The organism is Pseudomonas fluorescens (assembly GCF_041354075.1).
In the GTDB taxonomy this organism is placed as follows: domain Bacteria; phylum Pseudomonadota; class Gammaproteobacteria; order Pseudomonadales; family Pseudomonadaceae; genus Aquipseudomonas; species Aquipseudomonas fluorescens_CE.
The window spans coordinates 1-12776 of sequence record NZ_JARZGC010000011.1; the positions used below are offsets into that span (position 1 = coordinate 1).

General features: G+C 62.2%; 16 protein-coding genes. 11 read left to right on the top strand and 5 right to left on the bottom strand.

Annotated elements, in window-relative coordinates:
• Window positions 1-114: 114 nt before the first annotated feature.
• The 3 genes from QIW53_RS15905 to pilG are packed head-to-tail and all read right to left on the bottom strand — an operon-like array spanning window position 115 to window position 1492.
• Window positions 115-654, bottom strand: coding sequence for a chemotaxis protein CheW (locus tag QIW53_RS15905; RefSeq protein WP_371050544.1), 540 nt, complete (start codon window positions 652-654; stop codon window positions 115-117).
• A 10-nt stretch (window positions 655-664) separates the two neighbouring features.
• Window positions 665-1030 (bottom strand): twitching motility response regulator PilH, encoded by a 366-nt coding sequence (gene pilH / locus QIW53_RS15910; RefSeq protein WP_007987790.1) that lies wholly within the window; start codon window positions 1028-1030, stop codon window positions 665-667.
• 45 nt (window positions 1031-1075) lie between these two features.
• Complete coding sequence (pilG, locus tag QIW53_RS15915; protein WP_371050545.1) at window positions 1076-1492, bottom strand: twitching motility response regulator PilG; 417 nt, start codon at window positions 1490-1492, stop codon at window positions 1076-1078.
• Between the two features lie 350 nt (window positions 1493-1842).
• On the opposite strand from pilG, the gene gshB reads away from it, so the two are divergent.
• The 7 genes from gshB (at window position 1843) to QIW53_RS15950 (ending at window position 7860) form a co-directional block, all read left to right on the top strand.
• The gene (gene gshB, locus QIW53_RS15920) at window positions 1843-2796 is read left to right on the top strand and encodes a glutathione synthase (RefSeq protein WP_371050546.1); all 954 of its coding nucleotides are present in this window, start codon (window positions 1843-1845) and stop codon (window positions 2794-2796) included.
• A gap of 77 nt (window positions 2797-2873) precedes the next feature.
• Window positions 2874-3773: an energy transducer TonB gene (locus QIW53_RS15925; protein WP_371050547.1), complete on the top strand. Its 900-nt coding sequence runs from the start codon at window positions 2874-2876 to the stop codon at window positions 3771-3773.
• A gap of 179 nt (window positions 3774-3952) precedes the next feature.
• A complete protein-coding gene (locus tag QIW53_RS15930; RefSeq protein WP_371050548.1) occupies window positions 3953-4525 on the top strand; it encodes a YqgE/AlgH family protein in 573 nt (190 codons plus the stop codon).
• On the top strand, window positions 4525-4962 hold the full coding sequence (ruvX, locus tag QIW53_RS15935) for a Holliday junction resolvase RuvX (RefSeq protein WP_371050549.1): 438 nt from the start codon (window positions 4525-4527) through the stop codon (window positions 4960-4962). The genes QIW53_RS15930 and ruvX overlap by 1 nt, the downstream gene beginning before the upstream one ends.
• A 94-nt stretch (window positions 4963-5056) precedes the next feature.
• Window positions 5057-5560 (top strand): bifunctional pyr operon transcriptional regulator/uracil phosphoribosyltransferase PyrR, encoded by a 504-nt coding sequence (gene pyrR / locus QIW53_RS15940; protein WP_371050550.1) that lies wholly within the window; start codon window positions 5057-5059, stop codon window positions 5558-5560.
• 27 nt (window positions 5561-5587) lie between these two features.
• On the top strand, window positions 5588-6592 hold the full coding sequence (locus QIW53_RS15945) for an aspartate carbamoyltransferase catalytic subunit (protein WP_371050551.1): 1005 nt from the start codon (window positions 5588-5590) through the stop codon (window positions 6590-6592).
• A complete protein-coding gene (locus QIW53_RS15950) occupies window positions 6589-7860 on the top strand; it encodes a dihydroorotase (RefSeq protein ID WP_371050552.1) in 1272 nt (423 codons plus the stop codon). Before QIW53_RS15945 ends, QIW53_RS15950 begins: the two co-directional genes overlap by 4 nt.
• 105 nt (window positions 7861-7965) lie before the next feature.
• Here the strand turns inward: QIW53_RS15950 and QIW53_RS15955 are convergent, their stop codons facing one another.
• Window positions 7966-8397, bottom strand: coding sequence for an NINE protein (locus QIW53_RS15955; protein ID WP_371050553.1), 432 nt, complete (start codon window positions 8395-8397; stop codon window positions 7966-7968).
• Window positions 8398-8645: 248 nt separating this feature from the next.
• On the opposite strand from QIW53_RS15955, the gene QIW53_RS15960 reads away from it, so the two are divergent.
• Window positions 8646-9266: a C40 family peptidase gene (locus QIW53_RS15960; RefSeq protein WP_371050554.1), complete on the top strand. Its 621-nt coding sequence runs from the start codon at window positions 8646-8648 to the stop codon at window positions 9264-9266.
• A 148-nt stretch (window positions 9267-9414) separates the two neighbouring features.
• On the opposite strand, the gene QIW53_RS15965 is transcribed toward QIW53_RS15960, so the two are convergent.
• Window positions 9415-10449 (bottom strand): type IV pilus twitching motility protein PilT, encoded by a 1035-nt coding sequence (locus tag QIW53_RS15965; protein WP_371050555.1) that lies wholly within the window; start codon window positions 10447-10449, stop codon window positions 9415-9417.
• Between the two features lie 56 nt (window positions 10450-10505).
• Here QIW53_RS15965 and QIW53_RS15970 point away from each other — a divergent pair, with 56 nt between their 5' ends.
• The 3 genes from QIW53_RS15970 to QIW53_RS15980 are packed head-to-tail and all read left to right on the top strand — an operon-like array spanning window position 10506 to window position 12646.
• Window positions 10506-11192 (top strand): YggS family pyridoxal phosphate-dependent enzyme, encoded by a 687-nt coding sequence (locus QIW53_RS15970; RefSeq protein WP_371050556.1) that lies wholly within the window; start codon window positions 10506-10508, stop codon window positions 11190-11192.
• Between the two features lie 34 nt (window positions 11193-11226).
• Complete coding sequence (gene proC / locus QIW53_RS15975; RefSeq protein WP_371050557.1) at window positions 11227-12045, top strand: pyrroline-5-carboxylate reductase; 819 nt, start codon at window positions 11227-11229, stop codon at window positions 12043-12045.
• A gap of 10 nt (window positions 12046-12055) precedes the next feature.
• Window positions 12056-12646, top strand: coding sequence for a YggT family protein (locus tag QIW53_RS15980; protein ID WP_371050558.1), 591 nt, complete (start codon window positions 12056-12058; stop codon window positions 12644-12646).
• Window positions 12647-12776: the final 130 nt, after the last annotated feature.

The window sequence follows — 12776 nt, forward strand, 5'->3', positions numbered from 1 at the left end:
CCTAGTCTCGTGGGCTCGGATATTTGTATAATAGACAGGCGGTGATACATTCACCATTGATATTGACTGAATGACCGCTTTCGCGAGCAAGCCCGCTCCCACAGTGGTCGGTGTTTACATCGCTACATTCATGAAACCCACAGACCGCGCCAGCGCAAACAGGCTGAACACCCGCCAGTCCCGATCGCGACGAAAATGCCCGCGAACGAATTCGGCCTTGGCGCCCTGTCGCTCGCCGACCGGCAGCGGCTCGAAACTGTCCTGTTCGAAGTGCTGCAGGCCAGAGACTTCATCGACCAGCAACCCGGCGAACACCTCCTGATGCTCCACCACCAGCACCCGCCGCTGCTTGCGCATGGGCGACAGCTCATGCCCGAAGTAGCCGCACAGGTCCATCATCGGCAACAGGCGCCCGCGCAGGTTGGCCACGCCCTTGACCCAGGGTTTGACGCCCGGCATGGGGGTGAGCCGCGGCTCGTGCAGGACTTCGCTGACTTCGCCCATGGGCGCGACGTACCAGTGCTCACCGAGGCGAAACCCGATGCCGCTCCAGCTGTCCTGTCGGGCAGGCTGGGACGGCAGGTCCGCCGCCAGCAGGCGACAGCGCTGGTCGATCTGCAACAACAGTTCGAAAGCGGTCAGCGACTCGGTCATGGTGGGGGTATCAGCCGGCCAGCACGTTGTTCAGGGTCTTGATCAGGGTGTCTTCGTCGACCGGCTTGGTCAGGTAATCCCTGGCACCCTGGCGCGTACCCCAGACCTTGTCGGTTTCCTGGTCCTTGGTGGTGATGATGATGACCGGGATGTGCCCGGTTTCCGGGTCCTTGGTCAACTGGCGAGTCGCCTGGAAGCCATTGAGGCCGGGCATCACGATGTCCATCAGCACGGCGTCGGGCTTCTCCTGACGGGCGAGCGCCACGCCGTCGGCGCCGTTCTCGGCTTTCAATACTTCATGACCGTGCTTTTCCAGCATGCCGGTCAGTTTGTACATTTCGGTCGGCGAATCATCGACGATCAGAATACGTGCCATGGTTTTCCCCATTCTTCTTGTCGACGCCGGCCCGATGGCCGGACGTCACTGCGTGTCCTGTTGCGGCAAAACGGCGGCGAAGCCCGGTACATGGGCCTGGATCGCGTTCAGCAGTTCTTCCTTGCTGAAAGGCTTGGTCAAGAACTGGTCGGAACCGACGATGCGCCCCTTGGCCTTGTCGAACAGCCCGTCCTTGGACGACAGCATGATCACCGGCGTGGATTTGAACGCACTGTTGTTCTTGATCAAGGCGCAGGTCTGATAGCCATCCAGACGCGGCATCATGATGTCGACGAAGATGATGCCCGGATGATTGTCGGCGATCTTGGCCAGGGCATCGAAACCGTCGATGGCCGTGATGACCTCACATCCCACGTTCTTCAGCAGCGTTTCGGCGGTGCGGCGAATCGTCTTCGAATCGTCGATCACCATGACCTTCAAGGCGCTGGAATGCTGATCCATAACTGCTCTACCGTCGCCTTTGCGAATCAATTTGTCCGTTTGGCGCCTCAAACCCTTGATGCTCAAGGGCCAGCACGATATCGCAGCCTTTTTAGCACAGTCTCCAGTGCCAATCTATCGGCCAGCCTGCGGAATGGTTTTTCCTTGACCGGGGACACGCTCAAGGCCAATCTGACGCCACTTTTATCCGGTCCTTCGGCCCGCCTTCCTGTAGGAGCGAGCATGCTCGCGATGCACCCGAGAACGCCGTTGGGTACCAGGCACCCCGCGTTATCGTTGACGACCATCGCGAGCATGCTCACTCCTACAAAGTCTCAGGTCGACGTACCCCTATTTCGAGGAAACACCCCATGAGCGTTCGCGTCGGGATTGTCATGGACCCTATCGCCAGCATTTCCTATAAAAAGGATAGCTCGCTGGCCATGCTGCTGGCCGCGCAGAAACGCGGCTGGGAACTGTTTTATATGGAGCAGGCGGATTTGTACCAGGGCGAAGGCCAGGCACGCGCGCGCATGCGTCCCCTGAAGGTGTTCGCCAATCCGGAAAAATGGTTCGAGCTGGAGGCCGAGCAGGATTCGCTTCTCAGCGACCTGGACGTGATCCTGATGCGCAAGGACCCGCCGTTCGACATGGAGTTCGTGTACTCCACCTATTTGCTCGAACAGGCCGAAAGCGCCGGTGTGCTGGTGGTCAACAAGCCACAGAGCCTGCGCGACTGCAATGAAAAACTGTTCGCCACGCTGTTCCCCCAGTGCACGCCGCCGACCGTGGTCAGCCGCCGTGCCGACGTGCTGCGCGAATTCGCGGCCAAACATGGGGATGTCATCCTCAAGCCGCTGGACGGCATGGGCGGCACCTCGATTTTCCGCCACCGCGCGGGCGATCCGAACCTGTCGGTGATTCTCGAGACCCTGACGGCGCTGGGCAGTCAGCAAATCATGGGGCAGGCCTACCTGCCGGCGATCAAGGATGGCGACAAACGCATCCTGATGATCGACGGCGAGCCGGTGGATTATTGCCTGGCGCGGATCCCGGCCGTCGGCGAAACCCGTGGCAACCTGGCCGCCGGCGGCCGTGGCGAAGCGCGCCCGCTGTCGGACAAGGATCGCTGGATCGCCGCGCAGGTCGGCCCGACCCTGCGTGAAAAAGGCCTGCTGTTCGTGGGCCTGGACGTGATTGGCGAGCATCTGACGGAGATCAATGTCACCAGCCCGACCTGCATTCGCGAGATCGACAATGCGTTCGGCACCGACATCGGCGGCCTGCTGATGGATGCCATCGATCAGAAGCTTAAAGCTCGTTGATGTAGAACACCCAAGTTGGAACCAACATTGCGTTATCATCCGCGACCTGTAAAAAACGCGATGTTGGTTCTCTTGTCATGACACTGCCGTCCGACCTGCCCGCCGAACTCGCCCACCGTGGCGTGCGCCCGGCCGATCGCCTCGGATTTACCCTGTTTCTCGCGGCGTTGATCCACCTGGCGCTGCTGCTGGGTGTCGGGTTCACCATGGTCGAACCCCAGCAGATCAGCAAAACCCTGGAAATCACCCTCGCCACCTTCAAGAGCGAAAAGAAGCCGCAGAAGGCGGACTTCCTGGCGCAGGAAAACCAGGAAGGCAGTGGCACGCTGGATAAAAAGGCGATCCCCAAGACCACCGAGGTCGCGCCGTTCCAGGACAACAAGGTGCAGAAAGTCACGCCACCGCCGGCGGCCAAGCCTGAAGTCCAGGAAACCGCGCCCAAGGCGGCGGTGACCACCGTCGCGCCCAAGCCGAAAAAAGCCGCCGCCAAGACCGAAGAACCCAAGCCCGTCACCAAACCCGCCGTGGCCGCCCCGACGTTCGACACTGAACAGTTGTCCAGCGACATCGCCAGCCTCGAAGCCGAGCTGGCCAAGGAACAACAGCTGTATGCCAAGCGTCCGCGCATCCACCGCCTGAGCGCGGCCTCGACCATGCGCGACAAAGGTGCCTGGTATAAAGACGAATGGCGCAAGAAGGTCGAGCGCATCGGCAACCTCAACTACCCCGATGAAGCCCGGCGCAAACAGATTTATGGCAATTTGCGGCTGATGGTCTCGATCAACCGCGACGGCTCGCTGTATGAAGTGCTGGTGCTGGAGTCCTCCGGGCAACCGTTGCTGGATCAGGCGGCGCAACGCATCGTCAGGCTGGCGGCGCCGTTTGCGCCGTTTACCGGTGACCTGTCGGACATCGACCGCCTGGAAATCATCCGCACCTGGAAATTCGCGCGCGGGGACCGACTGTCCAGTAACTGATCTCACAAATCCCCTGTGGGAGCGGGCTTGCTCGCGAAAGCAGTGTGTCAGTCAGCAATGATGTTGACTGATACACTGCTTTCGCGAGCAAGCCCGCTCCCACATTCGATCGGTGACTTCGGCCAAATTGCGACATCCCCAGCTTGTCAGTTCGCCCCTCCAACGCCACACTAGCGCTCATGAAAAATGTCAGCCCCAGCTACCTCAAGCATCACTTCCTGATCGCCATGCCTCATATGGCCGACCCGAACTTTGCGCACACCTTGACCTACATCGTCGAGCACACCGCCAATGGTGCCATGGGGCTGGTGGTCAACCGCCCGCAAGACCTGAACCTGGCCGATATCCTCGAGCAATTGCGCCCGGATATCGAACCGCCGCTGCTCTGCCAGCATGTGCCGATTTTCATCGGCGGCCCCGTCCAGACCGATCGCGGTTTTGTCCTGCATCCGTCGGGACAGAAGTACCAGGCAACCGTTGATCTGGAAGGCGACCTCTCGCTGTCCACCTCCCAGGACGTGCTGTTCGCCATCGCTGACGGCGTCGGCCCGGCCAAGAGCCTGATCACCCTGGGTTACGCCGGCTGGGAAGCCGGGCAACTGGAGTCCGAGCTGGCGCAGAACGCCTGGCTGACCTGCCCGTTCGACGCCGACATCCTGTTCAACACCAGCAGCGAAGGGCGCCTCGAAGCAGCGGCCCGGCACTTGGGCGTCAACCTCAGCCTGCTCACCAGCCAGGCGGGGCACGCCTGATGGCCCTGCGCCTGATCCTCGGTTTTGACTACGGCACCAAACAGATCGGCGTTGCGGTCGGCCAGGTCGTGACCGGCCAGGCCCGCGAGCTGTGTACGCTGAAAGCACAAAATGGCATTCCCGACTGGAATCAGGTCGAAGCCCTGATCAAGGAGTGGAAACCCGACGCCGTGGTCGTCGGCCTGCCGCTGAACATGGACGGCACGCCCAGCGACATGTGTGCCCGCGCGGAAAAATTCGCCCGCCGCCTCAATGGCCGATTCAACCTGCCCTTCTATACCCACGATGAACGCCTGACCACGTTCGAAGCCAAGGGCGAGCGCCTGGCCCGTGGCGGGCAGAAAGGCAGCTACCGCGACAACCCGGTCGATGCCATCGCCGCCGCCCTGCTGCTGCAAGGCTGGCTCGACGAAAACGGCGAGCTGTTCGACACCTGATGCATTCAACCCGAAAGAGCCGCCTAGCGGCTCTTTTAGTGATACCCCGGGCCACCTCAAGCACCTGCGGTCCCGGGCCCAAGAAGGAGCAACCATGAGCCTGCCAAATCCCGCCGAACTGATCAGCCAGATGGCGATCCGTCTCAAGGCACACCTGGACCACCGTGGCATCCGCGAGCCGCGCTTCATCGGTATCCGTACCGGCGGAGTCTGGGTCGCCCAGGCCCTGCTCGAGGCGCTGGGCAGTGATGAACCACTGGGCACGCTCGACGTTTCCTTCTACCGCGACGACTTCAGCCAGAACGGCCTGCACCCGCAAGTGCGCCCCTCGGCGTTGCCCTTCGAGATCGAAGGCCAGGACCTGGTGCTGATCGACGACGTGCTGATGAGCGGACGGACCATCCGCGCCGCCATGAACGAACTGTTCGACTACGGCCGCCCGGCCAGCGTAACCCTGGTGTGCCTGCTCGACCTGGACGCCGGCGAATTGCCGATCCGGCCGAATGTGGTCGGTGCGACCCTGGCGCTGGCCGACCACGAGCGGGTGAAACTGTCCGGCCCGGAACTCAAGCTCGAACTGCAAGACCTCGCCCTTTAATCCGCCCTATTGAGAGTCCACCTCGCGATGACGCCTCCAGAAACCAAGCGCCCGCTGCAGCTCAATGATCAGGGCCAGCTGCGCCACTTCCTCTCGCTCGATGGCTTGCGCCGCGAGCTGCTGACGGAAATCCTCGACACCGCCGACTCCTTCCTCGAAGTCGGCGCCCGGGCGGTGAAGAAAGTCCCGTTGCTGCGCGGCAAGACCGTGTGCAACGTGTTCTTCGAGAACTCCACCCGCACCCGCACCACCTTCGAGCTGGCGGCCCAGCGCCTGTCAGCCGACGTGATCACCCTGAACGTCTCCACGTCGTCGGCGAGCAAGGGCGAAACCCTGCTCGACACGCTGCGCAACCTGGAGGCCATGGCGGCCGACATGTTCGTCGTGCGCCACGGTGACTCCGGCGCCGCGCACTTCATCGCCGAACACGTCTGCCCGCAGGTGGCGATCATCAACGGCGGCGACGGCCGTCACGCGCACCCGACCCAGGGCATGCTCGACATGTTGACGATCCGCCGTCACAAGGGCGGCTTCGAAAACCTCTCCGTGGCCATCGTCGGCGACATCCTGCACTCGCGGGTCGCGCGTTCGAACATGCTGGCCCTGAAAACCCTCGGTTGCCCGGACATCCGGGTGATCGCGCCGAAAACCCTGCTGCCGATCGGCATCGAGCAATACGGCGTGAAGGTCTACACCGACATGGCTGAAGGCCTGAAAGATGTCGATGTGGTGATCATGCTGCGCCTGCAGCGCGAACGCATGGCCGGCGGCCTGCTGCCGAGCGAAGGCGAATTCTACCGCCTGTTCGGCCTGACCACCGCGCGGCTGGCCGGGGCCAAGCCGGACTGCATCGTGATGCACCCGGGGCCGATCAACCGCGGTGTGGAAATCGAGTCGGCGGTGGCCGACGGTCCGCACTCGGTGATTCTCAACCAGGTGACTTACGGCATCGCCATCCGCATGGCGGTGTTGTCCATGGCCATGAGCGGGCAGACTGCGCAGCGCCAATTCGAGCAGGAGAACATTCAGTGAAGCTCAGCATTCTTGGCGCCCGTGTCATCGATCCAGCCAGCGGCCTGGATCAAGTCACCGACATCCACATCGAAGCCTGCAAGATCGTCGCCCTGGGCGCCGCGCCGGCCGGTTTCGTTGCCATCGAATCGATCGATGCCAAGGGCCTGGTGGCCGCACCGGGGCTGGTCGACCTCAATGTCGCCCTGCGCGAACCCGGTTACAGCCGCAAGGGGTCGATCGTCAGCGAAACCCGTGCCGCAACCGCCGGTGGCGTGACCAGCCTGTGCTGCCCGCCGAAGACCAAACCGGTGCTGGACACCTCGGCGGTGGCCGAGTTGATCCTCGACCGCGCCCGCGAGGCCGGCAATGCCAAGGTCTTCCCGATTGGCGCACTGAGCAAAGGCCTGGACGGCGATCAACTGGCCGAGCTGGTGGCGCTGCGTGATGCCGGCTGCGTGGCGTTTGGCAACGGCCTGGAAAGCTTTCGCAATACCCGCACCCTGTGCCGGGCGCTGGAGTACGCGGCAACCTTCGACCTGACCGTCATCTTCAACTCCCAGGACCACGACCTGGCCGAGGGTGGCCTGGCCCACGAAGGCCCGACCGCCAGCTTCCTCGGATTGCCGGGCATCCCGGAAACCGCCGAGACCGTCGCCCTGGCCCGGGATCTGCTGCTGGTCGAGCAAAGCGGCGTGCGCGCGCACTTCAGCCAATTGACCAGCGCTCGCGGCGTGGCCCTGATCGCCCAGGCCCAGGCCCGCGGCTTGCCGGTAACCGCCGATGTCGCGCTGTACCAGTTGATCCTCACCGACGAAGCCCTGATCGACTTCAGCAGCCTGTATCACGTCCAGCCGCCGCTGCGCACCCGCGCCGACCGCGATGGCCTGCGTGAAGCGGTGAAGTCAGGTGTGGTCTCGGCCATCTCCAGCCATCACCAACCCCACGAGCGCGATGCCAAGCTCGCGCCGTTCGGTGCGACCGAGCCGGGCATCAGCAGCGTTGAGCTGCTGCTGCCGCTGGCGATGACGCTGGTGGAGGATGGGTTGCTGGACCTGCCGACCCTGCTGGCGCGCCTGAGTGCCGGACCGGCCGAGGCCTTGCGCCTGCCGGCCGGGCAACTGGCGGTGGGCGGTGCAGCAGACATCGTGCTGTTCGACCCGACGGCGTCGACCGTGGCCGGTGAAACCTGGCTGTCCAGGGGTGAGAACTGCCCGTTCATCGGGCACAGCCTGCCGGGGGTGGTGCGTTACACACTGGTGGATGGGCGGATCAGTCACCAGGCGTAAGATCGCGCAGCGCCCCATCGCGAGCAGGCTCGCTCCCACACTGGCCCGGTGAATGCAGGTCCATTGTGGGAGCTAGCTTGCTCCGGGCGGCGTTCCGACGATGACTTACCCGAACGTGCCGCGATTCTGCGAGTTGCGCACCGACACCTGGTCATTCAGCGTCCAGAAGTCATACAGGATCCCCAGGAAGAACAACCCGCCGGTCAGCAGGTACAGCAACCCGCTGATCCATTTCCCCTGATACATCCGGTGGACGCCGAACACCCCGAGGAACGTCAGCAAAATCCAGGCGACGTTGTACTCGATCGGCCCGGCGGTGAAACGCAGCTCCGCTTCGCGGTCCATGGCAGGGATCAGAAACACGTCGATCAGCCAGCCAATCCCCAGCAAACCGAAGGTGAAAAACCAGATCGTCCCGGTCACCGGCTTGCCGTAATAAAAGCGATGGGCACCGGTGAAACCGAAAATCCACAACAGGTAACCAATCACTTTGCTGTGGGTGTCCTGATGCGAAACGGGGTGCTGATAGGTATTCATGGATGACCTCAATTCACACGATAGAGAAATATTCTTTAAATCTTTGTGACTTTTTTACGATTGACCGACGGACGGCGGGTTTTAATGGGCTCGCCGCAAACCCTTGCTACTGCTGACTTCTGTCGGACAATTGCGTCAATCTGCCGCTTATTTGGTTCCTTTAGAACCTGGCGGAATCGACCAACGGCCTCGGGCAGCCCAAAAAAGCTGTTATAAAGTTTCGCGCTAACCCATATGAGCCTTGCCTAATGCGTCCATTTTTCAAGACATGGCTAACCATTTGCCTATTATTGCCACTGGCCGCCCACGCCACCAATCGTGAGCAACGTCTTCCGAACGTTAATGGTTACACCCCGAAATCCCATGCTTCTGCTCCTTCGAGCAAAAGCAAGAAATCGATCAAGAACGCCCCGCAACTGAGCACCAGCAAAAGCAGCCTGGTCCCGCCGATGGGCAGCAAGGAAAGCAGCAATGTGCTGAGCCGTGCCGTGAACGTGCTCGGTACACCTTATCGTTGGGGCGGCAGCAGCCCAAGTAAAGGCTTCGACTGCAGCGGCCTGGTGAAATACGCGTTCAACGACGCCACCTTCGACCTGCCCCGCACGTCGAACGCCATGGCCAGCGGGCATGGCGAGAAAGTCGATCGCAAGGACCTGAAACCGGGCGACCTGATTTTTTTCAACATCAAGAGCCGTCGGGTCAATCACGTCGCCATCTACCTGGGCAACGACCGTTTCATCCACGCACCACGCCGTGGCAAGTCGGTGACCATCGACACCTTGAAGAAACCGTACTGGGAAAAGCACTACGTCGTTGCCAAGCGGGTGCTGCCAAAAGAGAAGAGTGGTTTGCAGGTCGTTCAGCGCTGAGCTGGAAATTTGCATCGACCATACATCCCCATCGTCGGAACGCCGCCCGGAGCAGGCTCGCTCCCACAGTGGATTTGCGCCAAGCGTAGATCCCCCTGTGGGAGCGGGCTTGCCCGCGATGGGGCCCTGGAAAACACTGAAGATCTGCTCAGAAGTTATCCGGCGACCGCGCCTTCTCCCGCGCGTGATCGCGGGTGATCAGGCCCTTGGTCACCAACTCCTTCAAGCACATGTCCAGCGTCTGCATGCCCAGGCTCCCGCCCGTCTGGATCGATGAATACATCTGCGCGACCTTGTCTTCGCGGATCAGGTTACGGATCGCCGATGTGCCCAGCATGATTTCGTGTGCCGCGATTCGCCCGCCACCGACCTTCTTCACCAGTGTCTGCGAAACCACCGCCAGCAGCGATTCGGACAGCATCGAACGCACCATGGACTTTTCGTCCCCCGGAAACACGTCCACCACGCGGTCGATGGTTTTTGCCGCAGACGTCGTGTGCAGCGTGCCGAACACCAGATGCCCGGTTTCGGCCGCCGTCAGCGCCAGGCGAATGGTTTCCAGGTCGCGCATCTCCCCGACCAGGATCACATCGGGGTCCTCGCGCAGCGCCGAGCGCAGGGCCGTGGCGAAACTGCGGGTATCACGGTGAACCTCGCGCTGATTGATCAGGCATTTGCGCGATTCATGAACGAATTCGATCGGATCCTCGATGGTCAGGATGTGCTGATGACGATGGTTGTTGAGGTGGTCGATCATCGCCGCCAGGGTGGTGGACTTGCCGGAACCCGTCGGCCCGGTCACCAGCACCAGGCCACGGGGTGATTCGGTGATCCGCCGAAACACCTCGCCCATGCCCAGGTCGTCCATGCTCAAGACCTTGGAGGGAATGGTCCGGAACACCGCGCCCGCCCCCCGGTTCTGGTTGAAGGCATTGACCCGAAACCGCGCGACACCGGGCACATCGAAGGAAAAATCGGTTTCCAGGTGCTTTTCGAACTCCATCCGCTGGGTGTCGTTCATGATGTCGTAGACCAGCGCCTGGACTTCCTTGTGATCCAGTGCTGGCAGGTTGATGCGCCGCACGTCGCCATCAACGCGAATCATCGGCGGCAGCCCGGCAGACAGGTGCAGGTCGGACGCGCCTTGTTTGGCGCTGAAAGCCAGCAGCTCAGTGATATCCATAGCACTCCTCAATTCCAGTAGAATGCCGCCAACTTCAGACCGCTGGCGCCTCTTGAATGTCCACGATAGCAGACAACATTGCACAGGTTGGTTCACGCATCCGGGCTGCCGCCCTTGCCGCTCATCGCGACGAGCACAGTGTGCAGTTGCTGGCAGTCAGCAAGACCAAGCCCGCCGCCGCCCTGCGCGAAGCGTACGCCGCCGGCTTGCGCGACTTTGGCGAGAATTACCTGCAGGAAGCCCTGGGCAAACAGCTCGAATTGGCTGACCTGCCCTTGATCTGGCACTTCATCGGCCCCATTCAGTCGAACAAGACTCGCGCTATTGCCGAACACTTCGCCTGGGTGCACTCCGTGGATCGTCTGAAAATCGCACAACGCCTGTCCGAACAACGCCCCGCCGATCTACCGCCCCTGAACATCTGCATTCAGGTCAATGTCAGCGGCGAGGCCAGCAAGTCCGGCTGCACCCCCGCCGACCTGCCAGCCCTGGCCAAAGCCATCAGCGAACTGCCGCGCCTGCAGCTGCGCGGGTTGATGGCCATCCCCGAGCCGACGGAAGATCGCGCCGCCCAGGACGCTGCATTTGCTGCCGTGCAAAGCCTGCAAGCCAGCCTCGACCTGCCACTCGACACACTTTCCATGGGCATGAGCCACGACCTCGAGTCGGCCATCGCCCAGGGCGCCACCTGGGTTCGTATCGGTACGGCCCTGTTTGGCGCCCGCGACTATGCCCAGCCGTGACCATGGCTGACTCTCTTCTTTATAAGGACCTGACATGAGCAAGACTCGCATTGCCTTCATCGGTGCAGGCAACATGGCCGCCAGCCTGATTGGCGGCCTGCGCGCCAAAGGCCTGGACGCCGCGCAGATCCGCGCCAGCGACCCGGGTGCCGAGACCCGCGCCAAAGTGAACGCCGAGCACGGCATCGAAACATTTGCCGATAACGCCGAGGCTATTCAGGGCGCAGACGTGGTGGTGCTGGCGGTCAAACCCCAGGCGATGAAAGCCGTGTGCGAAGCGCTTCGCCCGAGCCTGCAGCCCCAGCAACTGGTGGTTTCGATCGCCGCCGGCATCACTTGCGCCAGCATGAACAACTGGCTGGGCGCACAACCGATCGTGCGCTGCATGCCCAACACCCCGGCGCTGCTGCGTCAGGGCGTGAGCGGCCTGTTCGCCACCGCCGAGGTCAGCGCCGAACAACGCCAGCAGGCGCAGGAACTGCTGTCCGCCGTGGGCCTGGCCCTGTGGCTGGAAGAAGAACAGCAACTGGACGCGGTCACCGCCGTTTCGGGCTCAGGCCCTGCCTACTTCTTCCTGCTGATCGAAGCCATGACCGCCGCTGGCGTGAAGCTCGGCCTGCCCGCCGACATCGCCGCCCAACTGACCTTGCAGACCGCCCTGGGCGCCGCGCACATGGCGGTTTCCAGCGATGTCGATGCCGCCGAACTGCGCCGCCGCGTGACCTCTCCGGCCGGCACCACAGAAGCTGCAATCAAATCCTTCCAGGCTGGAGGCTTCGAAGCCCTGGTCGAAAAAGCACTGGGCGCCGCCGCGCACCGCTCGGCCGAGATGGCTGAACAACTGGGTCAATAAGGAGCCTTAAATGATTGGATTGAACACCGCAGCGGTTTACGTGCTGCAAACCCTCGGCAGCCTGTACCTGCTGATCGTGCTGCTGCGCTTCGTGCTGCAACTGGTGCGGGCGAACTTCTACAACCCGCTGTGCCAGTTCGTGGTCAAGGCCACTCAACCGCTGCTCAAGCCCCTGCGCCGGATCATCCCAAGCCTGTTCGGGCTGGACATGTCCTCGCTGGTGCTGGCGATCCTGGTGCAAATGGCGCTGATGGCTCTGACCCTGCTGCTGACCTACGGCACCACCGGCAATCCGCTGCAACTGCTGATCTGGTCGTTGATTGGCGTGACCGCGCTGTTCCTGAAGATTTTCTTCTTCGCGCTGATCATCAGCGTGATCCTGTCGTGGGTCGCCCCGGGCAGCCATAACCCTGGCGCCGAACTGGTGAACCAGATCTGCGAGCCGGCCCTGGCGCCGTTCCGCCGGATCCTGCCGAGCATGGGCGGCCTGGATATTTCGCCGATCCTCGCGTTCATGGTGCTCAAGCTGCTGGACATGCTGGTGATCAACAACCTCGCCGCGATGACCATGATGCCGGAAATCCTGCGCCTGCTGATCTGACCCCTACAGGGAAACGTATACCTCCTGTAGGAGCGAGCATGCTCGCGATGGTGGTTCAGACACTGCGGGCATCCAGACAGCCAGCGTCATCGTTAACGACCATCGCGAGCAAGCCCGCTCCCACAGGGGA